13 protein-coding genes are annotated in these 25972 nt (G+C 69.8%); 7 read left to right on the top strand and 6 right to left on the bottom strand.

What is annotated here, in order from left to right; all coding sequences use genetic code 11:
• Positions 1-23: 23 nt before the first annotated feature.
• A complete protein-coding gene (pglX, locus tag ACX6XY_RS04710; protein ID WP_460326669.1) occupies positions 24-3755 on the bottom strand; it encodes a BREX-2 system adenine-specific DNA-methyltransferase PglX in 3732 nt (1243 codons plus the stop codon).
• A gap of 162 nt (positions 3756-3917) precedes the next feature.
• Here pglX and ACX6XY_RS04705 point away from each other — a divergent pair, with 162 nt between their 5' ends.
• From ACX6XY_RS04705 to ACX6XY_RS04695, 3 genes are read left to right on the top strand one after another with little or no spacing between them, the layout of a single operon-like run.
• Positions 3918-4433 (top strand): hypothetical protein, encoded by a 516-nt coding sequence (locus tag ACX6XY_RS04705; protein WP_460326666.1) that lies wholly within the window; start codon positions 3918-3920, stop codon positions 4431-4433.
• Positions 4430-5842 (top strand): KGGVGR-motif variant AAA ATPase, encoded by a 1413-nt coding sequence (locus ACX6XY_RS04700; protein ID WP_460326665.1) that lies wholly within the window; start codon positions 4430-4432, stop codon positions 5840-5842. The genes ACX6XY_RS04705 and ACX6XY_RS04700 overlap by 4 nt, the downstream gene beginning before the upstream one ends.
• Positions 5839-7293 (top strand): hypothetical protein, encoded by a 1455-nt coding sequence (locus ACX6XY_RS04695; RefSeq protein WP_460326663.1) that lies wholly within the window; start codon positions 5839-5841, stop codon positions 7291-7293. Before ACX6XY_RS04700 ends, ACX6XY_RS04695 begins: the two co-directional genes overlap by 4 nt.
• Positions 7294-7376: 83 nt before the next feature.
• On the opposite strand, the gene pglW is transcribed toward ACX6XY_RS04695, so the two are convergent.
• From pglW to ACX6XY_RS04670, 5 genes are all read right to left on the bottom strand, one after another.
• The gene (gene pglW / locus ACX6XY_RS04690; RefSeq protein ID WP_460326661.1) at positions 7377-11822 is read right to left on the bottom strand and encodes a BREX system serine/threonine kinase PglW; all 4446 of its coding nucleotides are present in this window, start codon (positions 11820-11822) and stop codon (positions 7377-7379) included.
• Between the two features lie 203 nt (positions 11823-12025).
• Positions 12026-14233, bottom strand: a complete 2208-nt coding sequence (locus ACX6XY_RS04685; protein WP_460326659.1) for a caspase family protein — start codon at positions 14231-14233, stop codon at positions 12026-12028.
• On the bottom strand, positions 14233-14646 hold the full coding sequence (locus ACX6XY_RS04680; protein WP_460326657.1) for an effector-associated constant component EACC1: 414 nt from the start codon (positions 14644-14646) through the stop codon (positions 14233-14235). Before ACX6XY_RS04680 ends, ACX6XY_RS04685 begins: the two co-directional genes overlap by 1 nt.
• Positions 14647-14798: 152 nt before the next feature.
• Positions 14799-16121 carry a 7-cyano-7-deazaguanine synthase gene (locus ACX6XY_RS04675; RefSeq protein WP_460326654.1) on the bottom strand — a complete coding sequence of 441 codons (1323 nt, stop codon included), beginning with the start codon at positions 16119-16121 and terminating at the stop codon, positions 14799-14801.
• Entirely contained in the window at positions 16118-16948 is an 831-nt protein-coding gene (locus ACX6XY_RS04670) for a hypothetical protein (protein WP_460326652.1), read from the bottom strand. Before ACX6XY_RS04670 ends, ACX6XY_RS04675 begins: the two co-directional genes overlap by 4 nt.
• A 513-nt stretch (positions 16949-17461) precedes the next feature.
• Between ACX6XY_RS04670 and ACX6XY_RS04665 the strand changes: the two genes are divergently transcribed.
• The 4 genes from ACX6XY_RS04665 to ACX6XY_RS04650 are packed head-to-tail and all read left to right on the top strand — an operon-like array spanning position 17462 to position 25936.
• Positions 17462-19102, top strand: coding sequence for a TIGR02677 family protein (locus ACX6XY_RS04665; RefSeq protein WP_460326650.1), 1641 nt, complete (start codon positions 17462-17464; stop codon positions 19100-19102).
• A complete protein-coding gene (locus ACX6XY_RS04660) occupies positions 19099-20424 on the top strand; it encodes a TIGR02678 family protein (protein ID WP_460326648.1) in 1326 nt (441 codons plus the stop codon). The genes ACX6XY_RS04665 and ACX6XY_RS04660 overlap by 4 nt, the downstream gene beginning before the upstream one ends.
• A complete protein-coding gene (locus ACX6XY_RS04655; RefSeq protein WP_460326646.1) occupies positions 20421-24659 on the top strand; it encodes a TIGR02680 family protein in 4239 nt (1412 codons plus the stop codon). The genes ACX6XY_RS04660 and ACX6XY_RS04655 overlap by 4 nt, the downstream gene beginning before the upstream one ends.
• A complete protein-coding gene (locus ACX6XY_RS04650) occupies positions 24656-25936 on the top strand; it encodes a TIGR02679 family protein (RefSeq protein ID WP_460326644.1) in 1281 nt (426 codons plus the stop codon). Before ACX6XY_RS04655 ends, ACX6XY_RS04650 begins: the two co-directional genes overlap by 4 nt.
• The last annotated feature ends 36 nt before the right edge of the window (positions 25937-25972 follow it).

Below are 25972 nucleotides of genomic sequence, written 5' to 3'. Positions count from 1 at the left end.
GGCTGCTCCCCCTCACCCGACCTCTACTCGCCGTCCAGTGCGGGCTGTTCGGTCGCCTTCCGACGCTGTACGGCCTTCCGTCCGCGCGCCTTCCGTACCGGACGCCAGTCCTTCATCTGCGCCTCGCTCACCCCGTGCACGCGCAGGTAGCGCTGGAACTCGGCCTCCAGGTCCTCGGCCGGTGAGCCCTCCCACTCGTCGTCGTAGGCGCTGTACCACTGGCGCACCCACGGCATGACCTCACGCAGCCCCGCGAGCAGGGGGACGAGCCGTTCAGCGCCCCAGGCGTCGTCCCTGACGCGCGTCTCGATGAGTTGGGTGAGGGCCAGCGCCTGGTCCCGGTGGTCCCAGCCGGCCCAGCCGAGCATCAGCGTGGAGTCGCTGTCCGGGCCCGCCTCCGGGTAGGAGATGAACCGTTCCTTGGGCACGTCGAGCTTGCCGCGGTGGGACCAGTAGGACGGCTTGAGGAAGTCCGAGGACTTGTACTTCGTGGGCGGGTCGATGTCGAGCCGCGTGCCCGTACGGTCCTCCTCGCGCTGCTTCTCCCAGACCGTCTCCCACTCGCGGCGGGTCCGCAGCCCGGAGTCCTTGTAGCGCATGGCAGAGAGGTACGGCACGTGCTCGTCGGCGATGACCTCGTTGAGGACCTGCGCGAGGGGGAGGTCCGGCTTCTTCAGGTGGTCGGCGGCGTAGAGGGCGGCGACGGCCGTGAAGTCGGGGTCGGAACCGAGGCTGTCGGCAAGGTTGTTGACGGTCAGCGTCCGCGGGCGCCGCAGCCCGTCCCGCACCTCGAACCACAGGTCTTCGGCTTCGCAGCGGTCCAGCAGCCAGGTCCGGAGCGCGGCGCGTTCCTTCTTCTCCCACGGCTCGGAGGCCCAGCGGCGCTTGCACTCGGGGCGCTCGATGAGGGCGATGTCCTTGCGGGTCTCGATCAGGTCGATGCGGGCCTGGACGATCTTCTGGTACCAGTCCGGCCAGTGGGTGGGGATCTCGGTGACGGGGGTCGATCCGTGGCGCGCGAACCAGGCGGTCTCCGCCTCGCCTGCCTCGACCCGCCGCGCGAGGACGATCTCGAAGGCGCGCTCGCCGAGCTTGACCTCGGGGATGGTGTCGGGATCGGATGAAGGCGCGGTGATGCGGGCGGCCTCGACGTCACTAAGCAGTCCGTAGAGGCCGTAGACCTGCCAGTCCAGCTCCTCTTGCAGGGCGATCATGCGCCTCTGGGCCCTGGCTTGATCAGCTGCCGCGCTATCCAGCGCCTGCCGGGTGGGCGCGCCATGCGCGGCCACGGCCGTCGGCTCGAACTCGGCGAGTTTCTGAGCCTGGGCATCAAGGAATCGGCCAAGGTGGAGCGGGAGCTTTACTGGAAGAGGAAACTCTTTCAGCTTGGTGCCGGTGAACTCGTAGAAGCGTTCCCACTCCTGAGACTTGAAGCCCTCATTGACGCCTTGGCTACCCTTGTCATGACTGACCTGCTTCAGCCAGAAACAGGCCGCCGAGGAATTGAGCACCCCCAACAACTCCAGGTGCTCGTCCTCGCCGGTCCCCTCGGGCAGCTTGATCACGGGAGCAGAACGGTTGAACACCTTCCCGCCCCGGTCCAGCACGAAGTGATTGTGCGTGGCCACAAACGCAAACGTGATGGAGAGTGGTGTCGCGTACGCCGAGGACGTGTACTGCATGTAGTCCCACCACTCAAGACCCGCATCTTCCATGGTTCCCTGGAAGGTCCTGCGAGCGGCCAGTGTCGTCCGCCAGGGCCACAACTCCTCTTCGAGACCCTCCTCATGGACGGCTTTCGAGTCGGGATTCCAGATCGCAACGTCGGGCGCGGCACGCCAGTCACGGACGATCTCCCCCACCATCAGTGGTCGCAACGCGCGCTTATCCGCACGCGGTGTATAGGTCGAACGCTGCGGACGCATGTACGCCTCATCCGCCCCTGCCCGGATGGCACGGCCGATCGGCTTCGAGATGCGCCCCTCCATCGCTGTGCTATGTGCGGCCAGATACTCCACTAGCGTTCCTGCACCACCACCGCTCACCGACCACGGATGCGGAAAAAAGACAGATGCCGCCGCGTCCTCCGCCGAAACCCACTCGGACTCGCTCCCCGGCTTCCCCACCTGCTCCACGATCGCCCGCCACACGGCCCCCTGCGACGCGTCCTCCGGCTGCGACGGCTCCCCCCGAACCCCCAGCACCGCCCGTACCGTCCGCTCCGGACTCGGAACCCGGTTGCGCCCCACCAGAATCACCGTCGGCGTGCCGTGCCCCGGAATGAAGGCGCCCGAGGTGTCGATGACATGGGACAGCTCGACCCGGTTCCGGAAGACGACCTCGACCAGCTTCCTGCCGAACTCCCGCTTCATGAACGAGTTCGCGGTGATCTGCCCCACGAACCCGCCCCCGCCCAGCCGTCCGCCCGGCCCCTTCACCGCGAGCTCGAACATCCGCTGGGCGAACGGCACCGACAGGGCATACGTTCCCGCGCACGCGTCGTATGCCGCCCGGTAGTTCTCGTTCTCCTGCTTGTCCTTCACCGTGATGTACGGCGGATTCCCCACCACCACGTGGTACGACCCCCGCCCCAGCAGGTCGACCCGCTTCGCGTACTCCCACACGTCCTCCGTGGCGTACGCGTACGTCTCCCCCTCGTCGCGCCCCACGACCGACTCCGCGAAGAGCGTGTCCAGGTCGGTCTGGATGCCCGCCGCGTCCCGCCCGTGCAGCAGCGAGTCGCCCACGGCGACGTTGATCGGGAACGGCGGTGCGTCCGCGAGCCGCCGGGCGCCCGCCGCGCGCATCGCGGCGACCAGGAGCCGGAAACGGGCGATGCTCGCGGCGAAGGGGTTCTTGTCGCAGCCGTGGACGGATTCGAGGACGCGGCGGACCAGTGTCCAGTCGTCCGTGCCGGGTTCGGCCTGGCGCCACTTGTCCAGCAGGCGATGGAAGATGCCCAGCAGGAAGTGGCCGGAGCCGCAGGCCGGGTCGATGGTGCGCAGGCCGCGGCGTTCCCGTCCGTCGGGGCCGGCCCAGGCGGGGTCGAGGCCGAAGCCCTGTCCGTCGTCGGCGAGGGCCGGTTCCAGGGTCAGGTCGAGGATGAACTCCTCGACGAACTTGGGGGTCTGCAGCAGCGCGTACGTCTTGCGGGCGTGTTCGCTCAGGTCCTGGTAGAGGTCGCCGAGGAAGTGGGTGTCCCACTCGGGGTCGGTGAAGTCGTAGCGGATCGTGCCGTCCGCGTCCCAGCGGCGCCAGAACATCAGCAGTTCGGTCGCCGTCTCGTAGCCGGGGGTCAGTCCCCACAGCGGGTTGTACCGCTCGTCGAAGAGGCCGGCGGCGGTCTCGTTGGTGCCGGCCAGGTGGCGGAACGCCTCGATGAGCCAGTCGCGGTTGTTGTGGTGCGGGTAGGTGCGGAAGTGCGCCTCGTGCCGTGCCTCCGCCTCGGCAAGGCGTTCGCCGGGGCCGGCGAGGAACGGCTCGTCGATCAGTCCGTTGTCCTCGCTGAAGCGGACGAAGACACAGCCCAGCACCCACGCCACGGCGGCCTGGGTGACGCGCTCGTCGCGCCAGGCCGGGAAGGACAGGGCGGTCCGCCGGGCGTCCTTCGCCTCGCGCCACTCGCGGTCCAGGCGGGTGCGGAACTCCTCCTCGGACCCGCTGCGGGCCCGCAGATCGTCCTCCACTGCGACGACCAGTTTCTTCAGGTCCTTGAGCAGGTCCGCCTTGTCCGTGCCCGTAGTCGTCACCGTCACTCTTCGCTTCCTCTTCCCTGCACCGCGTCAGCGTCCCACCGCGTCGCCCGCGGACCGGACCTCCCATCCTGCCGCACCCGCGCCCCCGTACGACGGCCCAGGGGCGTCGCGATCCGGGAAAGCCCTCCCGCCGCTCCCGATCACCTCGTTAGAGTGATCGTCGTGACGGCCTCGACACCCTCCGCGACACAGCCACCGCCCGCATTCTCTCTGGCGAGCAGGAACCACTATCGCGCGGCCATCCTGGCCGCCGAGCAGGACCTGCGGATATCCGCCGACCATCTGGCCGGTCTGGCTGCGGAGTGCGGCATCAAGGCCATCCTCGCCAACTTCCTCGGGTCCCGGCTCAACGCGAGGAACCGGCTGGAGAACGACGAGGTGGCCACCGTGAAGGGCGACCCGGGCAATCGGACGAGGAAACCACAGGAACACGGTCACCTCCCCGAGCTGTGGGAGCATCTAACCGCCGTCGCCCACCGCCGCAGAGGCGACGGGTCAGGCGGGCTGTTCACTCAGCTCATCTGGGAGAACCCGTTCGCCAGCTGGGACGTCGGCGACCGTTACTGTGACGGCACCTCGATCAGCGACGCCGCTCTCGGACGCCATCTGAGCGCCGCGTACGACCTGATCGCCGCCCACGAGCAGGCGAGCATCCTGGGGACGAGGACCCACGCATGAGCCGTTCTCCCGTGCGGTTCGACACCGCCTGGCGGGCCGCCCTCGACCACGCCGGGCAGGCCGCCGCCCAGTTCGGCATGGACGTCGTCGTCACCCGGGACGTGCTCGGCCGGGCCTGTCTGCTGATCGACGACCGGCAGAGCCCGCTCCGGCCCGACGACCAGGCCGTGGTGGCGCTTCGGGACGCGTTCACCGCCGCCACGCGCCCCTTCACCGGGCTCGAACCGCTGCTCTTCGGCGACAAGCTCTTCGCGCCCGAGCTGTACTTCGACGCCGACGACCGTGTGGAGGTCAGTCCCCGGCAAGGCATCGGGACCAGTCCCGGCTCTGGCAGTGTGCACGTCCTGGAGCGGACCGTCATCGGCACCGACTGGGCCAGGAGCGCCCCCGTACCCCCGCCGGGGGTCTCCCGCCGCCGGGACCGGCGGGTGGCCCTGTACGGCTTCAAGGGCGGGGTCGGACGGACCACCGCCACCGCCGTCCTCGCCAGGTACCTGGCCGGGACGGGCCGCTGCGTGCTCGTGGTCGACCTCGACCTGGAGTCTCCGGGCGTCTCCGACCTGCTGGAGGACCCCGCGGGCATCCCCCGCCACGGGATCGTCGACCACCTGATAGAGGGAGGTGTCGGCAACGCCGACGGACTGGAGCTGGTGGCGCGGAGTTCCGCGCTGCCGTTCAAAGGCAACGGAGAGGTGTGGCTGGCGCCCGCGGGCGGCGCACCGCTGGCGGGAGAACCGTACGACTACCTCGCCAAGCTGAACCGCATCTACAGCGACCTCGCCGGGCTCAACCCCGGTGACGGCGAACGGCCGTTCGCCCTGCGGCTGGAGGAGGCGATCACCGCCTGCGAGGACCAGGTGGGCGAGCTATCGCGGCCACCGGACGTCGTCCTGCTGGACAGCAGGGCCGGCATGCACGACATCGCGGCGGTCACGCTGACCCATCTCAGCGGACTCGCCCTGCTGTTCGCGGTGGACAACCCCTCCACCTGGGACGGCTACCGGATGCTGTTCCGGCAGTGGCAGCAGCGCCCGGCCCTCGCCCGGGAGCTGCGGGAGCGGCTGCGGATCGTGGCGGCCATGTTCCACTCCGCCGGGGACGCGAAGCGGCTGCCCGCCCTGATCGACCGCGCCCAGGGACTGTTCGCCTCGACGCTCTACGACCAGCTCGACACGGACGAGGAAGGCGCGGACGACGAAGGCGAAGAGCTGTACCACCCTCCCCTGGAGGACGATGACGCGCCGCACGCCGCCATCCCCATCCTCTTCGGCAACGATCTGGTGGGTCTTGACCCCCTGCGCAGCCGGGACTGGCCCGAGCTGCCGTTCGTCGACGCCGCGTACCGGACGTTCACGACTACGGTGGAGCGTCTGCTGCCGAAACCGCACCCCGCCCCGGAGTCCACATGACCGCCGCACCGACCACCGACGAGTACCGCACCCTGATCACCAGGGCGCTCGGTGTCGCGCTCGACGCGGACACGGACAGCCCCGACCTGCGGCGGTTGTTCACGCCGTCCAGCCACCGCCTCGCGCTCGACCCGGACGTGACCGTGGTCCGCGGTGCACGCGGCACCGGCAAGACGTACTGGGCGAAGGCGCTGACCGACCCCGAACTGCGGGAGGTGGCCGCGAGGTCGTACATGATGCCGCGGCTGCGGAGGGTCCGGGTGACCACCGGGTTCACCACGGGTGGCAACAGCGACACTCCTTACCCGGGCAAGCGCAAGATCGCCCGGCTGCTGCGTGGGGTGACCGATCCCGACATCTTCGAGTTCTTCTGGCACGCGGTCGTGATGATGGCGCTCGGTGTGCCCGAGATCACGCGCATCCCCGACTGGGCCGACCGTATCCGGTGGGCCGAGGAGAACGAGGACGCCTACGAAGACGCGCTGCGCAAGGCATCCCTGGAGGCCCAGGGCAGCGGCGAGACATGCCTGCTGCTCTTCGACGCCCTGGACCATCTCCACTCCGACCGGAAAACCGCCGACCGGCTGGTTTCGGCGCTGTTCCAGGTCGCGCTGGAGATGCGGCTGACGACGGGAGCCGTACGGGCCAAGATCTTCGTACGCCCGGACATGTATGACAGCGCACCCAAGACGTTCCCGGACGCATCGAAGCTGGGTGCGAACAAGACCGACCTGACATGGAGTCGGGAGAACCTCTACGGACTGTTCTTCCACCAGTTGGGAAACCATGCGAGCACCGAGGCGGAGAAGTTCCGGGACCATCACAGCGGGTGGCAGTCGGAGGGCGAAGGGCGGTTCACCGCGCCACCCGACGTGATCGCCGACGAGAAGTGCCAGGAGAAGGTCTTCATTTCCCTCGCCGGCCCGTACATGGGCACCGACCGTCGCAAGGGCCACACCTTCACCTGGGTGCCGAACCATCTTCAGGACGGCAAGGGGCAGGTGAGCCCCAGGACCTGGCTGCTCGCCCTGCGTAAGGCCGCAGCCCTGACCGCGGAGCGGCACGCCGGACACCAGTACCCGCTCCATTACGAGGCGATCCGGGAAAGTCTGCACGAGGCGTCGCAGCACCGCGTGGCCGAGCTGAAGGACGACATCGGCTGGGCCGCCGCCGCCGTCGAGCAGCTTGAGGGCGGGCAGGTGCCGATGGAACCGTCCCACGTCCGCCAGTACTGGGCGCAGGGCGGGCTGACGGAGATCCTGCACCGGATGCGGGAGGACGCCGACGAGAACAGTGGGCCCCGCGATGCCGACGACCCCTTCGCTCTGATAGAGGAACTGGTGGATCTCGGTGTCCTGACCAGACGCACCAACGGCGCGCTCGACCTCCCCGACGTATACCGGCTGGCGTTCAACATCGGCCGCAAGGGCGGGGTGCCCCGCAAGTCCTGAGCCGCCGCCCGGCAAGCGCAGCCCGGTACCGGGCGCCCTGAGCCGCCGCCCGTGGCAGGCGTCCGGTGCCGGGCGTCCGCCGCTCAGCCGGTGGTGCCCGCCAGCGCCTCCAGCGACTGCAGGAACTCCCCGTCCAGGTGGGCCCGTTCCCCGTCGCCGCCGATCACCTCCACGGTCCGGCCGTCCAGCTTCGGCTCCTGCGCGCGCGTCTCGACCGTGCACAGCAGCCACAGGCCGTGCGGCGCATCGGCGGGGCGTCGGGCCGCGTTCTGGACCCGGACCAGGAAGGCGTGGCCGCCCTCGTCCCAGTACCGGGCGACCAGGCCGGCGTCGTGGAGGAACAGCACGGTGCGCGGCGCGTCCGCGCGGGCGAGCACCTCCTGCTCCACGCGCTGCCAGACCACCCGGACGAAGGACGCAAGACCCGGCTTGATGCTGCCCGGGGTGGAGAGGCTGTCGGCGCGCAGCACCTTCTGCCAGTCCTGTCCCCGCTCGGCGGCCAGGGCACGGAAGGCGGCGAGGAACACGGCCGACAGGTCGACGGCCTCGACCGGGAAGGCGGCCGCGACGGTCTCGGCCGCTCCCGCGAACGCGGCGGCCTTCACCGTGAGGGCGAGGAAACCGCCCCGCTCCGCCACGGCGGTGAGACGCTCACGCAGCGGGCCGTGTGGGTCCTCCCGGTCGGCCCGGGTGACGGGGGTGGGCGGCTGATAGCTGGTGAGGGCTCCGGTGGAACTCCACGAACCGGCCGACTCCGGAGCCCTGGGGAAGAACTTCTCCGTCTCGTCGTCGTACACGAGGTCGAAGCGCGCCCCTTCCAGGGCGTCAAGGAGTTCCACATGGGTGGGTTCCCGGGTCCCCGACACCAGGTCCAGCCCCGGGAAACGGGCGCGCAGCCGCGCCACCAGCTCGGCGACGGTGATCCCCCGGTCACGGCGGACACCGGCGCCCGCCTGGGAGATGCGCAGCGCCCGTTCCAGGCTCAGGTCGCGCGGGTACAGCTCCAGCCGGGGCGTGGCCGCGACGCCGGGGGACGTCGCGGCGGCCAGGGACACCAGCCGGGTGTCGGCGAGCGGGGCGAGGCCGTCGGGCGCGGGCACGGACCGCAGGACGCGCAGGACCTCGCCGCGGCCGGGCAGCGGGTCCTGCCGTGCCAGTCGTTCGGCCGCCTGGCCGAGGAGCGCCGCGTAGTCCGCCAGCTCTCGCGGACTGGGGTCGTCCGCTCCCGGCAGGGACTCGGCAGCCAGCAGGACCGTGTCGCCGCGCCGGTGCACGGCGAACCGCGGCTCGTGCTGCTCCGCTGCGTCCTCGTCCGGGCGTTCGGTGGTCTCCGCGTCGGCCGCGGCCCGTACGACGGCGAGGGCCCTGGCGAACGTCCGCTCGGGCGTGTCCGGTCCCGCGCCGTGCCGGGCCCGCAGTTCGGCCGCGGCCTCGTCGGCGGTCATCACCCGGCCCACGGACTGGATGATCTCGGTCAACCCGGCGCGCACCGGGGCCAGCCAGTCCGCCTGAGCCCACTTGCCGATCTCCGTGCGGTGGTGGCGGGAGACGGAGGTCTGCTTGATGCCCAGATGCTCGGCGATCCGGGCCTGGACGGGCCAGGTGCCGAGGGGGGAGAGTCCGCCGTCGTCAGCGGGCAGCCCCAGGGTGAGGCGTACGACCTGGGCGCGGTGGGAGCCCTTGCGTCCCGGCTCGGGGATGAGCAAGGCCGCCATGTCGTCTATGGACAGGACGCGGGGCTCACCCGAGCCGGAAGCCGGTTGCGCCAGGGCCACGACGTCGGGCGCCTCCCCGCGGGGTGGCGCGTACGGGGCCGCCGGGCGCAGCGCGGTCGCCCACTGCTTGCGGCGCCGGTTGAGTTCCTTGCGGACGAGGGCGCCGGCACCGCGGGCCTTGGAGATGGCGTACGGCTGGATGTCCAGCAGCCCCCCGACCGTGGTGGCGCCCAGCCCGCCGGCCACCGACACCGCACGCGGGGACAGGCCGGCGGCGTCCAGCGGCGTCGCCAGGTCGGCCGCCGCCGCGGCGCGGTCGCGGGCCTCCTCCGGATCGTCGGACGGGGCGCCGACGGTGGAAGGGGTCGTGGCGGGCGCGGTCGCGTCGGCCGCGCGGAAGACCGCCCGCCACGCGTCCCACATCTGCCGCAGTGTGTCGAAACGTCGATCGGTGTCGCGGTGCAGCGCCCGCTGGAAGAAGGCGGTCAGGCCCTCGCTCAGCGCGGGCTCGAACAGCTCGGCGGCGACATGCAGTTCGGCCGAGTCGTTGGTCAGCGGGTCGAGCTGCCCCTGCCCCCACAGCGGACGCTCCCCGCTCGCCATCTCGTGGAGGGTGACGGCGGCGGCGTAGCGCTCCGCGTGGTCGTCGTAGTGGGCGCGGCGCATCGAGCCGAGGAACGGGTCGAGGTAGCCGCGTGTGCCGGCCTTCACATCCCGGTCGGAGGCGTCCGTCAGGGAGAAGTCGAACAGCTTGAGCTGCCAGGTGCGGTCCTTGCGGCGCTGGATGCCGAAGTTGTCCGGCTTGACGTCTCGGTGGCGCACGCCCTGCGCGGCGAGCTGGTCCAGGGCGTGGAACAGGTCGTCCGCGAAGCGCTCCAGCTCGTGGTAGGTGAGTCGTCCCTTGCCGCGCAGTCGCTCGCCGAGCGACTGCGCGCCGGCGTACTCCAGCTCCAGGACGGTCCGCCCGCCGAAGTCCCGCAGCCCCTCGCCGCGCAACTGGACGACGGAGCCGCCACCGACCTTGCGCAGGGCCCGTTCCTCGGCGCGCAGCCGCCCCGCCTTCTCCTCGTCGAGAGCGACCTTGAAGACGTGCTCGTCGATCTGGGTGCGGCCGTCCTCGTCCTCGGTGGCGCGCTCCACCAGCAGGGCGCGGGCGGTGGCCCCGGTGCCCAGGACACGGCCCACCGTCCACTCGGCGTCGAGCGACTGCCCGGGAACCGCTTCCAGCGGGTCGACGCAGGCCGCCGCCGGAGAGTCCGGGAGGATACTGGCGCGTTCCGCCTCGTCCAGCAGGTCCAGGAACGCCTCGGCCGAGCCGAGCCGCTCGTTGACGTCGGCCAGGGTCGCCCGGAAGACCAGGTCGTCGAGGGCGTCGGGCAGGCCGTCGGTCACCGCGAACAGACGCAGTCCGCCGTCGCCGCGGAGCCGTTCGGCCAGGTCGGAGCGCTGGGTGGCCGGCGGGCGGCCGGTGAGGATCAGATAGGCGAGCGCGCCGAGACCGAAGATGTCCAGGTCGGCGGGGTCCGCGTACGGCTGGTCGGACTCGGGGGCGAGGTAGACGCGGGCCGCGTCCTCGATCAGGGCGGCGTCGAGGGCGGAGCCGCCGATGGAGCGGAAGAACGTGGCGTTGCTGTCGAAGTCCCGTGCCGCCGTCTGCCAGTCGGTGATCCGGAGTTCCGGAGCCGCCCCCTCGGCCCGGAACGACACGTACACGGAGCGGGCCGCGAGGGCACGGTGGTAGAGCGAGCGGTTGTGCGCGTAGCGGACCGCCTCGGCGAGCTGCCGGACCAGGTCCAGGCGGATCTCGGGCGTGAGCCTGCCGCCGTAGGTGTCCAGGTACTGGTCGAGGCGGAGATCGCCGTGGCGGTGGCGGAAGAGGATCGCCGGTCCGCCCTGGTGCTCGCGGTAGTCGAGCGCGTCGACGATGCCGCGGTGGGTGATGCCCTGCAGAACCTGGTACTCGCGCCGCGCGGCGCGTTCGGTGGCTCTGCGGGCCGCCTCCGTCGCCATCTGGCTCACCAGATAGATGCGGACCCTGCCCTCATCCTGGACGAGGCCGTCGACTCGGGTGGCCAGGCGGTCCTCCCAGGACGGACCGGCGTCGAGCGGGTGCGGCTCCATCTTCCAGGCGTCGCCGAAGCGGAGGTGGGCCGAGGACTGGCGGATCCCGATCGCCTTGAGCAGCTGTGGCAGGGTGTGCCGCGAGAACTCCGGCGTGATGCGCCTCTCGGGGCGGTCCGGAGGCAGGCCGAGGAAGTCCTGCCAGATCCGCTGCAGGCCGCTGCCGCCGCCGTCACGGCCGTAGACCTTGATCTGCTGGACCTCGTCCAGGTGACTTTCCAGATCGGGTGACGACAGGAAGACCGCGGGCTCGACGCGTGGGACCACCCGCTCGGACAGGCCCAGTTTGCGAGCCGCCCACTGGAGCTGGCTCTTCAGCTCCTTGGACTTCAGATCCGTCAGGTGCAGGGGGTTGTTGATGGTCCGCATGCGGTCGGGCCCCTGGAAGTTCCAGGTCGACCCGGTGTTGCGGAGCTGCCCCGGATGCCCCTTGATCTCGACGAGGAAGAGACCGGCGGGAACGGCGATCAGCAGATCGCACTCGTTGACACGGCCGGACATCGCGGTGAAGGAGAACGTGGCCCAGGCGCGGTACGGCTCGGCCTGCGGCATGAGTCCCCGCACATGGTCCAGTGCGTCCTGCTCCCACGGGAACGGCGAAGGGCGCTCCTGGAACCACTGCCGGGCGGGGCGCGGCGGGCCCGGCTTGGGTGCACCGGGTCTCGGCGCCGACGCGCCTGACTGAGCTGTCACCGTCCGGCCTCCCCGGGCTTTCCTCACGGATCACGTACAAAAGTGCCTGGTCGAGCCTATCGCGAGGGGCAGCGGCCGAAACCGGTTTGTGGACAGAGGCCGAGCGGCCGTCCGGCTCCGGTGCGTGCCGACTTCGCCGCGCACCGACGACGTCTCACACCTGGCGCGGCACCGCATCCGGCCACGACACGTGCAACAAGCCTCTACCTCGGGTGACGGCAGACCGGCGGGAGCCGTGCTGACTTCAGGAGCCTGTCCAGCGACGCAACCCCTTCACCGTGAAACGCTGATCCCGATGCGCCCGGCAGAAGTCGGCGCAGCGCGTGGGTCGCGATGTCGGCAAGAGCGGCTCCGAGATCGCCGCCCAGGTCGATGGGGAACGTGCCGATCAGGTTGACCTCGCGATCGTCCCACTCGTCGATGTTGTCCGTAAGGAAGTCCACCGCCACCGACTGCCGACGGGCGAGAAGGAGCAGCTCGCAGGCGTGCACGGCGTCGTGGAGATCAAAGCGGAGGCAGGCTGTGATGCGCGAGGGCCCGGGCCCGGGCTCCTGGCAGGTGATGACGAACTCGTCGGCGCCTCGGCTCTTGGCTGTGACGCCCAGCTGGATACCGCCGCGGGCGAGCAGTTCCCGCGCTGCCCGTTGTTCGCGTTCGTCGTGAAGAGCGATCGACCACCATGGAAGCGGACCCCAGGTGCCGTGCGTCGCGGCGTCCTCAGGGAAAGGGGTGAATGACTGGTACCGCCGCTCCAGCAGATGCTGCTGGAAGGTGACGAGGCAACTGTCCTGGAAGTGTTCGTCCCGGCTGCGCTCGCGCAGCAGCTGGTATTCGACAGCGCTCATGCCCTCGACGGCCAGAGCGATCTGCTCCAACTGCTCTTGGATGATCTCTGCGGCACGCTCAAGTACACCGCGGAACTCATCGCCGGAAGGTGCCTGATCGAGGAGGCGGCCCAGAGCACGCTGCGCAGCCTGGCAGCGGGCGAGATCCCCGCCGAGGCTCACCAGGTGGCGAGCGTTGAGGATGCTCCAGGGGCGGGTGGACATCCACCGGTCCCAGGCACGGTCGCCGCCAAGCCGGCCAAGCGCCATGGCTACGGCGTTGCCGACACGGAAGTCCGGCTCGCCCTTCAGCCTCTCCCACACGTCGGGGTATGCCTCCAGCGGAGAGGACGGCAAGGCCGAGAGGGCCGCGTGGACACGAGAGTCCGTGCTGTGCCACAGCTCCCTGAGTTCGCGTTCCACCCGTGTGCGAGGCATCGTGCGACCTCGCTGGGCTGCCCAGTACTCGACGAGGAGCATGTCCGTACTCTCCGGGCTCCAGGAGAGCAGCCCCAGGCCGTCGAGAACCACAACGGTGGTGGCCAGCCCGTCGTTCTCGAACCCGAACTGGACCTTGGCGATGAGTTGGTTGAGCTCATCGCCATCAGGGCCGGGCACTGTGAAAAACGGACTGGCGGCAAGCCAGTCACAGATCCCTGCCCTGCTCTCACCCCGGGCGAGCCGAACGGCGATCCGCGCGATCAACAGGGAGCCGATGAGCTTGTGATCACCGAAGTCGGTGCGCAGTCGCCCCTTGCCAAGTGCCGGAACATCCCGCACATGCCAGAGCAGCCCTTCTTGGATCGCACGGAACCATTCCTCGCGCAGAGCCGCGAGCGTGGGCTTCTCCCGAGGCGGCTTCCACTTGTTCCGGAACAGGGCGATGGCATGCCCCAGGTCACCGGCCCGTTGCCGAGGTACCGGCATGCCTTGTGCGTCCAGTTCACGGCTGACGTGCCGGTAGAGAGAGTTCATGTCGAGTGGGCCCGACACCTCTGGAATGCCCTCGGAAACGGCTCGCACAAGTTCACCGGTGAACGCGGTGAAGGGCGCACCCACGGGAGCGATGGCCGCCTGCGTAGCGGCTGAGGCGGTCATGACACAGGTGCCCTCGATGGCAGTCTGGTTCGCGAACTCATCCGACCCGCCCATGTGCCCCTCCAGTGCGGCACCGCTGTAGCAACAGTCGAGGATCACGACCTTCTTGGGTGCCGTGCTTTCCAGCACTTCAGCGCGGAGATCGCTGAATGCCACTGACTCGTACAGCTTCCGCCCTTGCTCGGAATGCCCCAGTGCAAGGTAGAGAGAGCCATCTGGCGATGGCATGCCGTGGCCGGCGAAGTACACCACCAGCGTGTCTGTCGCCTCGCTCGCCGCCTGGTATACGGCATCGAGCACGTCCTTGCGGTCAGCAGGGTTGCGCACCGTCACGCAATGGCCGGCAGGCAGGCCCCCAACCTGCGGAGACGTGAACAGCTCTGCCAGCCTGACGAGGTTGTTGTGCACTGCCGGCAGGCTCGGGAAGTTCTGGTACTCGTCCGCGCCGATCAGCACCACACGGGTTCTGTCGGGGCTGGGCAGCCCCATCACCCATTCCCGGAGCCCGACGGAGCCGACTGCTGTCCCGCACCAGTGGCCTCCGGGTCTCCGCCGTGAGGCGCGGAAGCCAACAGCTCTGCGACGCGGCTCAACGTGTCGCCCGTTGTATCGTGCACGGTCACTGTCATACCGCCGCGTTCGAGGGTCACGGGTCCGGGCTGCGAAGGGCGGGCCGCTCGCCAGGCGACCACGACGTTCACCAGCAAGCTTGCTGCGGCAATTCCATTGCTGACGAACATGTTGATGATATCGCCCGCGCTCATGCGGTCCGAGGCTTCGGAGGCTCGTGCCAGTTCGACCTCCACGTAACGCCGGAGTTCGCGATCCTGCCGGAGCCAGTAGTACAGATCATGTGTCGCCGAGTCGTCGCCCTGCGTATCGACCGTGATCTGAATCTCCACGACCTCTCCCCCTGTTGCCTCTGCTGCCCGGCGCTCACGGCAAGGAATGGATACGGAACCGTCACTCCTGCCACAACTCTCAGTCCAGAGAGAAGAATACGTCCCAACTGGGCTTCGCAAGTGCGCCGTTCATTCGTACTCCACGTTGCCACCTACGCTGCGTCAGCGGCCCCAGCGACAGGCGCGATCCGAAGCAGGCGCTCCAACTCTTCCCGTCCGCGCCTGATCAAATCGAACGCCAGCGCCGGGTCCGTCTCCGGTGGCAGCGGGGTATCGGTGAAGACATCCGTAAGGGTGTACCGGCCGAGCAGCCACCGCTGTAGTGCTCGCCAGTCGGCACCCCGCTCAAGCGGTAGGTCGTCCGCCCATGGCAATGCTTCGTACCGGGTGTCGTCGCTGCCATTGGCGTGGAGTAGCCCGGAGCGGCGCACGAGGCACGGGAAGCAGACCCCGCAGTTGGCGATGGGAGGGCCACCACTTCGGCGGGTGGGCGGCTTGCCGCAGCTCAAGGTGGACTCCAGGTCGGACGGGGTGAGCCCCGCATCACGTCCGGCCTTGCACACCTCGCCTTTCGTCAGCTGCGCCAAGGGGTTGACCACCTGCACCGCGCTCTCCGTGTCACTCACGGCAGCTACCAAGGCGTTCATACTGCCCAGCGTCCGCGGGTGCACGGAACGCGTGGAGCAAGCGGCCGAACGCGCCGGTGTCAGAGGCGGGTTGAGGGCGAGCTGACCGTTCTCGGGGATGTGGACGATACCCACCCCGTGCGCGGTGGCGGCGCGGATCGCGCCCGCCGCGTACAGCAGACCACGTGTGCGGGAGGAGGTCTCCAGCCGTGCCCCCGAGCCGTCGCCCGCCGGGGTCTGGCTCATCGGCAACAGCAGCACCGGCCGTGCTCCGTTCAGTCGCTCGACGGCCTCATACACGCGCTGCTGCAGACGCAGCAGGCCGATCTCGCGGAACATCACGAGCAGCAGCGGTCGGGAGTCGTCGGCACGCGAACGGGTGGCGGCCCAGCTGAGCGAATCCAGTCCACCAGAGAACAAGGCGACTTCCGAGGCGCGCGGGTCGTCCGGAGAGACCAGCGCCTCCTCGACGTAGTAACCGGTGAGCGGCCGGAAGTCCACATTCCATATGTCCCCGGTGAGGACTTGGAGGAGCGCAGTGAGGTGGGTACGGACTGCCGCGCTTCCCCACCGCTCATGTTCCGTGACGGGCACGGCGAGGCTGATGCGGCGGGTCCACCGGTCCCGTACTCCGGTCCGGCGTACGTATTTGTCGGCGATGAACGCGGCCCTGGCAACGCGGAACAGATCCTCGGCCCAGTCGGGGACAGGACCAGGCAGATGGTACCGGCCGGTAATGCGGCGCTCCTTCTCCTGGAAGGCTTCCTCGCCGATCTCCATCCAGTGGTCGCCACTAGGCCGGTCACCCCTGGGCCCGCGCCACCACAGGAAGTCCTCGGAATCGGTCACGCCGCAGCTCCTTCTTCTCCGGTGCTCTCCTCAGTGATCAGGCCAAGCACCTTTCCGACCGCCCGCGGTACCAGCGACTCGGCGATCTTGGGCAGTGCGACCGACGGATCCTGCACGGCGCCCACCACCGACTGCGCGGTATCCACAGCCTGTGCAACGTCCGTCGCTTCGACGGACTCCTCGCAGGGATTCGGCACCAGGTCCACTAACTTCTCCGCGACCCAGTCGGCGATCCTGCCTTCCGGATCGGCCGCGATGAGCACCGGAACCGCCAGCTTGACGTGCTCGGCGACAACGGACCTGAGGAACTCTCCCACCATGTCGGCGAAGAACACCTGGTAGAGATCACACAGGATGTCCCAGGTGAAGCCGCCGCCGACGGCACCCCCGCCCATGGCATCGTCCAGCTCGGGACGACTGCTCCGGACATCGCGGACCGCCGCAGCCAACCCCCTGCGCACCGCGGCGTCGGCGAGTGTGCCGCCGTCCCCACCGACCTCCGAGACGAGACGCGCGACAAGCGCGTTCTCCGACTCCGCGCCCTCTGTGGCCAGCGACCCCAGGGCTCTGGCGAGCCGTTCACCTGCCGCGCAAGTCGTGTCGTACAACCCGAAAGCCGATCGATCGGCACGGAGCGTCTCGTGCAGGGCGCTCAGGTGGTCCGCCGCGATCTCCTCCAGCCGCTGATCCGCGTTTCGCGAGTCCTCCCGCCATCGCGCCAGCCGCCTCCCAGCGGAACCCCACTGATCGCCGTTCGGCCCCTTCCATCGTGTTGATGTTCCCACCTCGCCCCCCAACGATGGTGTCCCAACCTGCTCTTCCTCCATGGCATCAGACCGGACGGTCCCCAGGTAGGGCGGGACTCGGCCAGGGACCAACGGACCTGTCAGGTGGTGAAACAGCCGGGTGTAGCACTTCCCGTGATACCTACAGCTAGATACGTGACTCGCCGTAGCACTGAGTCACAGATGTCACGCAAGCCCCGCTTCGGGACAGGTCATGGGCTGGCCAGATCGGCCCTTGCGTCACCCGTCTTGTGGGTCAGGACTCAGCAAACAACTCACGCCCCGGCCAGTGGATCGGCGGAGTGACGGCCGGGTCCGTGATCTGGAGTCGCTTCTGCCGGGTCGGGTCGATCGACGTCAGGGTGAACGTCCCCCATTCTCCTGGAGGCCACGCAGCACAGAAACCGAAGGGCCCATTCAGGGTGAGCCGGGGACGCCGGACGCCCCCATGCCGCACAGGCCGCTGCCACGGGAATCGCCACAGGCCCGCACACGTCCGTGGCATTTTCGGCCACGCACCGGCGGCGCCCATATGTGCCGCGTAACCTCACGGGCATGGGGGCATCAGTATCCGGTGCAGGTCAGGACGCCGACGAGGAGACGCGGCGGCGGCTGAACGCGTACACGTACCTCAGCGCGCCCGAGCGGCTGGAGCACATCGCGATCATGCGGGTCTTCTGCGGGACGCTGCTGGCGGATCTCGCCGTTCCGGACATCATGGTGAAACTGCGCCAGGCCGGTACTTCCGCCGCGGGGCTCGACGCCGACACCCTCACAGTCCGGCTGGAACAGCTGGTGGCCTGGGGAAACCTGCTGCGCAGCAGCCACACCGTGAACGCGTCCAGCATCAGCGAGTACCAGCGTTCCCGCTCGCGCTACCAGCTGTCGAAACTGGGCGAACGTATCCAGCGGGACGCCGACGGGGTCCTGACCGAGGCCGACGCCGCCCGCGAGGTCAGCAACGAACTGCTGGCCCTGGTCGAGCGCGGACTACGGGAGCTGGCCGACCTCGTGACCGCGCCGGGCGGCGTCGAGCCGCAGGACGGACTGGAGCGGATCAGCACGCTGTTCGTGCAGTTCACCGAGTTCGCGGACTCCATACGCGACTTCTACGCGTACCTCGGCCAGGTGCTGTCCCGCTACGACCTGGACAGCGCCGAGTACCAGGGCTTCAAGGAGCTGCTCCTAGACTACGTCGAGGCAATCACGGAGGACGTGGCGTTCCGCGCGCCCCGGATCGCGGCAGCGTTGGACACCCTGTGGCCGCACATCCCGGCTCTGCTGGACCGGCTGGACTCCCACGCCCAGGGGCTCACCGGGCTCTCGACGCAGGCGCAGGCACAGGCACAGGGCGAAGGCCGACCGGACGTCCGGATCCAGCGCAGCCGGGGCCGCGAATTCGCCGACTGGGAGGGCCTGCGCGGCTGGTTCAGCAACACCGACGGCCAAGGCAGCCAGGTCGACCAGCTACGCGACGCCACCCTGCGCGCGTTGCAGTCGCTGCTCGCCAACGCCAAGCGGATGCTGCGATCGGCCACCGGGGAGATGTCCCGGCGCAAGGATTTGCTGCGGCTGGCCCGCTGGTTCGACGAAGCGGCGCCGCGGGACGCACACGACATCGCCGTCGCCGCCTTCGGGCTGTACGGCGCCCGCCATCTGGGCATACCTCCGGCCACCGACGAGGTGGTGCCCGCCTACACGAGCTGGTGGACCGGTCCGGTGGTCGAGGTACCGGTGTCCCTGCGTGAAAGAGGCAGCCGCGCCCAGCGGGGCCGGGCCTCCGCGGTGGAGGACCACTCCGCGCAGAAGCAGCTGCTGAGGGAGGCCGCACGGCAGCGGGCAGCGGCCAGAGCAGCGGCGGCGGACGAACTGCGCAGCGCGTCCGGCCGGTTCGCCGAGGTACGCCTCACGTCAGCGGCGCTCGGCCTGCTCTTGGAGCTACTGGCCACAGCGCTCGGAAACGCACAGCTCAGCAGGCCCGTCAGCACGGACGGGGAGAGCACGGCGGTGTTCGACCTCGACTCGGCCAGCAGTGAAGACGCCGAACTGCGTATCCGCCTCACCGTGCGCCGGACGGCGGGCACGCGAACGATGCTGTACTCGGCCGACGGCGACCTGCTGCTGGACGACCTGGAGCTGGACATCGGACGCACCTCCGCCGCGGTCGGCGGCGAAGCGGAGGCGAGCGTGTCATGACCCTCCCCTCGACTCACGACGTAGCCCTGGCAGCCGAGCGCCGCACCGCCGCCCGGCTGCTGCTCGCCCACCCGCTGATCGCATCGGACGGCCCCCACGCCGACCTCTTCCCGCTGATCCGCAGGCACGCCGACTGGCTGGGCAAACGGTTCCAGCAGGTGCTCGGCTACCGCCTGCTGGTCGACAGCTCCTACGCCCGCCTGTTCAAGGCGGGGCTGGGGACGGGTTCGGGTCATCGGCTGGAGCGCTCGACCGGCACCCCGTTCACCCCACACACGTACGCCTGCCTCGCGCTCGCCCTGTCCGTGCTGGTGACCGCGCCCGAGCAGATGCTCCTGTCACACCTGGTCGCCGATATCAGGGCTGCCGCAGCCGACGCCGGAATCGAGCTGGAGGAAACGGGCCGGGCGGCCGGGAAGCGGACCCTGGTCGCGGCTCTGCGCCGGCTCGTCGACTGGGGCGTGCTCATCGAGACCGAGGGCCAGGTGGCCGCGCTTGCGCAGGAGGCGGGCGGAGAAGCGCTGATCACGATAGACCGGGAGCTGGCACGCGTGGCCGTCGCCGGCCCGCTCTCCCAGGCACAGAACGGCGCCGACCTGGTCCGGCGGGCAGCGGACCCGGGCTTCGGCGGACCACGCACCTACGTGCGCCGGATGCTCGTCGAGACACCCGTCGTCCACCTCGACGAGCTCACGGACGCCGAGCGTGACTGGCTGCGCACCCGGCAGCGCCGGGAGGCCCAGGCTTTCTCCGAACTCCTTGGTCTGGAGATGGAGATCCGTGCCGAGGGCGTGGCGCTGGTGGACCCCGAGGAAGAACTCACGGATCTGCACCTGCCGGGCACGGGGACCGTCGCACAGGCCGCGCTGCTGCTGGCGGAACGACTCGTGGAACGGCTTCGGCCGCAGGAACCGGGGCATCCTGCGACCGGCGGGACACTCATCATCGGGGTGGCTGTCCCGGACGGCCTGGTGGATGAGGTGCTGGCCGAGCTGATCGCCGAGTACGGGCAGCGCAGCAACTGGCAACGCGGCTACCTGGCGGAACTTTCCTCCCTGCGAGAGGCCGTACTGGACCTGCTGGTCCGCATGCGGCTGATGGCCCGCGCGGGCCGGCTGCGCGCCGAGGGCGAAGGACTGCCGGAGGGGTACGTCGAAGAGGCGTCGGAAGGACGCACGGTGACCGATGTCCATGGCGCACGGCCCGGCGGCGACGGCTGGGTACTGCTGGCCGCAGCGGCCCGCTACGCCACCCAAGTCACGGTGCGCCCGGCCACCGCGGTCGGCAAAGGCAAGGACGTTCAAGAGGAGTTGCCGCTATGACCACTGACGCGCGTGGCCTCGTTCCGCTGCCGCGTTCCGGCGCTGCGACAACCACCGGCACCCGCTTCCGGCTGCACCGGGCAGGCATCCAGAACGTCTGGCAGTACGACGAGCAGGAGTTCTCCTTCGGCGACGGGCGGCTACTGCTGCGCGGCAAGAACGGCGCGGGCAAGTCCAAGGCCCTGGAGATGCTGCTTCCGTATCTTCTGGACGGCGACTCCCGGGCACTGGACGCGACAGGCACCGGCCGCACCACACTTGCCTGGCTGATGCTCGACGGGTTCGAGCAGACCAACCGTCTCGGGTATCTGTGGGTGGAGTTCCGGGGCACGGCCGACGACGGCGGTCACCGCCACCTGACGCTCGGTGCCGCCATCCGAGCCTCGAAGTCGACGCAGAAGGCGCTGCCGACGTTCTTCGTCACCCCGCTGCGGATCGGTGAGGACCTGCACCTGGTCGAGGCCGGTAAGCCGCTGCCGGTCGACCGGCTCAAGGAGATCGTCGGCCCCGACAACACGACCGACCGTGCGGTCCAGCACCGCTCACGTGTGGCCCGGGACCTGTTCGGCATCACCGACGCGACGCGCTACCGCAATCTCACCCAGCTCCTCCACCGGCTGCGGCGCCCGACGGTCGGCGACCGGATCGAACACGGGGGCCTGGTCTCCCTGCTGAGCGAGACCCTGCCGGGGCTCGACGAGGACGTGGTCGAGAAGGTCGCGCGCAACCTCCACGACCTCGACGCCGTACGGGACGAACTCGGCCGCCTGGAACGCACCGACGCGGCCTTGCGTACGTTCCTCACCAGTTACCGCGGCTACCTGACCGGGGTCCTGCGCACCTCCGCCAAGAGGGTGAGCCACGAGCTGGGCGTCCTCGCTCAGCGGCGCCGGGCGGCCGGAGACGCCGCACAGCGGACGAGCGACCTGAGGACGCAGGAGGAGGAGTCGGAGGGCCGACTGGAGACGCTGCGCGAAGAGGAACAGGACGCCCGGACCGACCTGGCCGCCCTGCACGCCAGTCACGCCTACCGCGGCCTGCGCGAACTGTCGGAGCGCCGCGGCACGGTCGAGGCGCTGCACACCGCCGCCGTGGCCGCGTTCACCACCCTGCGCAACGCACACGACGCGGAGGAGGGCTCGGCGGAGCGGCTGGCCGAAGGTGTCGAACACCTCGGAAGTCGGCTGGCCGAGCTGGGAACCGAACACCGGGAGCTGCTGACGCAGGCGGAGAAGGCCGGGCTTCCTACCGGCCACCTCGGCGAGGCGGTGGCTCTGCCGCGCACGGTTCTCGCCCAGGCCACCGAGCCCGAGCTGACGACTCCGGACGGGGAGACGCGCACCGTACGGCACCGGTCGGTGGCCCGAGTGGACACGGTCACGGCGCAGGAAGGGCTGCAGTCCTGGCAGAACCAGTTGGAAATCGCCGAGGCGGTCGCGAGAAACCGGGCCCGGATGGTTCAGGAGGTGACCCACCTCATCTCACGGGCGGACGAGGCCCGGACCGGGGCAGCCCAGGCTGATGCTGAGCGAGAACGGCTGGAAGGCGAGGCAGAGGACGCTGCCGGCCATCTCGACGGCAGTCGTGAGAAGGTCGCTGAGGAGAGCGGCGCCTACTCCCGTCAAGTCGCTGAGTGGACGGCACGCACGCGGAATGCGCTGGGTGCCGACTACCCGTCGCTTGACGCCGTCCATGCCGTCGTCGGACTCGAGACTTCTACCGATGCGCCGTTCGCGGACCGCACGCTGCCGCCCGATATCGACAGCCAGGCGTGGCTGACCGCTCAGGCCGCGTTGGAGCCGTACGGCGAGAAACTCACCGAACGCCGGGACGCCCTGGTACTCGGCGTCAGCCGACTCGGCGAGGAACTCGACCGCCTGGCGGAGCAGAAGCGGGACTGGGAGCAACGTACCGACCCCGAGCCACCGGCCCCGCACCATCGCGCCGCCGAAAGGAGGCCGGGCAGTGGAGCCCCTTTCTACCGGCTCGTGGACTTCGCGGACGACCTGGCTCCGGCCGACCGAGCCGGTCTGGAAGGGGCGCTGGAAGCGAGCGGAATCCTGGATGCGTGGGTGAGTGCGGACGGCGTCCTTCTCCATCCACACACCCAGGACACCCTTCTCCAGCCGGGTCCCGTGCTACCCGACGGGCCGACTCTCGCCTCGGCCCTGCGCCCAGCCCCCGAACCGGATTGCGGCGTCACCTCCGAGCAGGTGCGGAGTCTCCTGGCCACCATCGCACTCGCATCGGCACAGGAGACCTCCGCGCACAACACGGTTTTCCACGACGGCAGTTGGCGTCTGGGCGTACTCAGCGGTCGTCATGACAAGGGCGCCACCGAGTACGTGGGGGCCGCCGTACGCGCCGAGACTCGGCGACGCATCCTCGCCGATCTGGAGGAGCGGATCACGCATACGGAACAACGGCTGGCAGATGTCCGCGAGGAACTCGCCGTAGCCGATGCCATGCGCCGGGCTCTCACGCTCGCGGAACGGGACTTCCCCAGGGCACGGAATCTCGCGGACGCGTGGAGCAGGACTGAATCAGCCGAGCAGACCCTGCGCGACCTGACCGCCAAGGCGACCCGGGCGGCGCGGCTGGCCGAGGAGACACGCGCTCTCGCGGTATCGGCGCGAACCAAGGCCGAGGCCACCGCCTCCGCCCACGACCTGCCCGGCGACCCCGCCTCCCTGGACCGTGTGCACACCGCACTGGCCGGCCTGCTCAGCGGTATCGGGCATCTGCGCAGGGCCGTCAACGGCACGGGCGAGCGGCTCGGTACGAACCAGGCCGATGCCGACCGGTACGGACGCGCCCGCGAGGATCGCCTGGCCGCGGAAGAGGGCTACCGGGTCCACCTCACCGGCCTGCGCACCGCCGAACAGGACCTGCGCACCCGCGAGGAGGCCATCGGGTCGTCCGAGGAGGAGATCCTCTCCCGCGAGCAGAAGACCAAGCAGCGCATCGCGAACGCCGTACAGGCGCTCCCCGCGGCACAACGAGCTCGCGACGACTTCCACGACCTGCGCGTACGCGCGGAAGAGGACGAAAAGCGCCTGCGCGGGAACCTGGTGGATCAGGAGACCACGGTCATCGACGTCGGCAGCGCTCTTCGCGGCGCTCTCAGCCGACCCGAGGTGGTGCGCGGCGCCGGCCTCGACCGGTCCTCGCTGCCCGAGTACGTGTCGGACGATCCCGCCGCGGACGTGCGCAGCCGTCTGCGAGCGCTGCGGGCCCTCGCCGACGCCGTGGAGCAAGCCCTCGGCCGCCCGAAGGGCGAGGTGTCGGACAGCACTCTGCTCAACCGTCACACCGATCTGCGCGACCAGCTGGCCGGCGGGTTCGACGCGCAGCTGGAGGAGCGCGACGGGATCAAGGTGTGCCGCTTGGTCGACGACCACGGGTCCCATGACGTCGCAGCCGTGGGCGAGCGGATCGCCGTGCAGGCGGCGGAGGCCCGGGGACGGCTCACCGAGCGCGAACGCGAGGTCTTCCAGCGGTTCCTGACCGGCGAGCTCGGCGACCACCTCTCGGCGCAGGTCATCACCGCGGCGAACCTGGTCGCCGCTCTCAACGACACCCTGCGGACCGTGCGCACCTCCCACGGCCTCGGTGTCGAGCTGCTGTGGAAGCTGGACGAGGACGTGGACGCGGATGTGCGCGCGGCCGTCGAGCTGCTGCGCAGTCCGTCGAGCCTCAGGACGCGCGACCAGACCGAGCAGCTGCGCGAGGTGCTGCAACGCCGAATCGAGGACGCCCGCCGTGCCGACCCGTCAGCCGGTTACGCCGCCCATCTGCGGACCGCGCTGGACTACCGCGACTGGTTCCGCTTCCACACCTTCGTGGTCGAGGACGCGGCTCCGGGCCGCCGTAGGAAACTGACCGGCCGGACCGGTCTCAGCCAGGGCGAACAACGGGTCCTCTCCTACCTCGTGCTCTTCGCCGCGGCAGCCGCCCACTTCACCAGCCTCGCCGAGTCGGCACCGCATGCACCACGCCTGATTCTCCTGGACGACGCCTTCGCCAAGGTCGACGAACCCACCCACGGCCGGCTGGGCCGCATACTCGTCGACCTCGATCTCGACTTCGTCCTCACCAGCGAGCGGCTCATGGGCAACTGGCCCGAGGTTCCGTCCCTGCACATATACGAGTGCCTCCGTGATCCCCACGTACGCGGGGTGGCCACTCTTCACTACACCTGGAACGGCCGGCACCGGCGTCTGGTGTCCGTATGAGCGGGCTGCCCGCCGCGACGCGCGACTGGCTGACGGGACCTGGACTCACCCGGCTCTGGCAGGGGGCACGCAAACGCCTGGAGAGCAACGGCGTACAGGCCACGGGTTCGCTCCGACTGACCGCGATGAACGCCCAGGAACGCAACGACCTGTCTCTCCTGCTGGGCAAACCCCTCACAGGTACCGCCGTGACCATACGGCTCGACGTGCTCGACGCACGGCTACGCGCCTCGGCCGCCGGACTCGGCCTCAGACAGACCCTGGAGGAACTCGGCCCGCCACTCACCGACCGCCGTGCCGCCCGCGCGGACGTGGCGGCACGGCGGGAACAGGTGTGGTCGTCTCTTGCTTCGTCACTGGACGCCTCCCCACTCGCCGACCAGGAATGGCCCCGGCAGTGGTACGACCTGCTGCGCCGTTCCGGTGTTCCGAGAGGAGTGACGCCCGAAGCGGCGATATGGACACTCCAGCAGGCGGTCCAGGTCCTCACCGTTCTCCTCGGACCCGACGGACCTGAACGCAACGGCACACGCGGTCGAGGAGAACTCGCCGCCATGACGACCGGCTCCGCGCACGGCCTCGACGACGGCACCTGGCTCGCACGCCTCGTCCAACGCGGGGTCGCCCTCGCCCACGGCACCGAGTTCCCCGACGACGCGGCCGGCCGACGCGCTCTGTGGCGGCTGGTGTCCGTCACGCCGGACGAGGTCTCCAGCACGGTGCTGACGTACGGACTGCGACCCGACGGCGAGGGCTGGCGGGAGCGTGCTCTGCGGGAGCGAGCCGACCATCACGCCGAAGTGCACGTCACACCACGCGACCTGCATGACCTCCGGCTGCAGCTCCCCGCCGGAACGCTCATCCACATCTGTGAGAATCCGCGCGTGGTGGAAGCCGCGGCGGACGCGGCCTGCGTCCAGCCCCTGGTGTGCACCTCCGGCAGCGCGGCCACCGTGGTCTTCACTCTTCTCGACGCCCTCGCCGCCACGGGTTGCCGCTTCGCGTACCACGGCGACTTCGACTGGCCTGGGATCGCTCTGGCCAACCGGGTCATCCGCCGCTACGAAGCCCGGCCGTGGCGCATGGGCACCGCGGACTACGAGCACCTGGCCGCTCGCAGTCAGGCCGAGGGCATCCCACAACTGGCCCTCGACGGCCAGCCGGTCGACGCGGAGTGGGACCCGGATCTCGCTCCCGCCATGACCGCCCTCGGCGTCGCACTCCATGAGGAGGCCACTCTCGACCTTCTGGTGGACGACCTGTCACGTCAGACGTAGGGATGTCGGCGCCATGCTGGGCTCTGGGAGCCATCT

It is taken from the genome of Streptomyces sp. O3, from assembly GCF_054788135.1.
Note: the sequence above shows the minus strand (reverse complement) of the source record. Positions and strands in the feature narration are given on the sequence as shown.

Excerpts from the sequence above, each read along its gene's own strand:
- ACX6XY_RS04700 (WP_460326665.1), top strand. The coding sequence starts at position 4,430 with ATGAGCCGTTCTCCCGTGCGGTTCGACACCGCCTGGCGGGCCGCCCTC.
- ACX6XY_RS04695 (WP_460326663.1), top strand. The coding sequence starts at position 5,839 with ATGACCGCCGCACCGACCACCGACGAGTACCGCACCCTGATCACCAGG.
- ACX6XY_RS04685 (WP_460326659.1), bottom strand. The coding sequence starts at position 14,233 with ATGGGGCTGCCCAGCCCCGACAGAACCCGTGTGGTGCTGATCGGCGCG.
- ACX6XY_RS04670 (WP_460326652.1), bottom strand. The coding sequence starts at position 16,948 with ATGGAGGAAGAGCAGGTTGGGACACCATCGTTGGGGGGCGAGGTGGGA.
- ACX6XY_RS04665 (WP_460326650.1), top strand. The coding sequence starts at position 17,462 with ATGGGGGCATCAGTATCCGGTGCAGGTCAGGACGCCGACGAGGAGACG.
- ACX6XY_RS04660 (WP_460326648.1), top strand. The coding sequence starts at position 19,099 with ATGACCCTCCCCTCGACTCACGACGTAGCCCTGGCAGCCGAGCGCCGC.
- ACX6XY_RS04655 (WP_460326646.1), top strand. The coding sequence starts at position 20,421 with ATGACCACTGACGCGCGTGGCCTCGTTCCGCTGCCGCGTTCCGGCGCT.
- ACX6XY_RS04650 (WP_460326644.1), top strand. The coding sequence starts at position 24,656 with ATGAGCGGGCTGCCCGCCGCGACGCGCGACTGGCTGACGGGACCTGGA.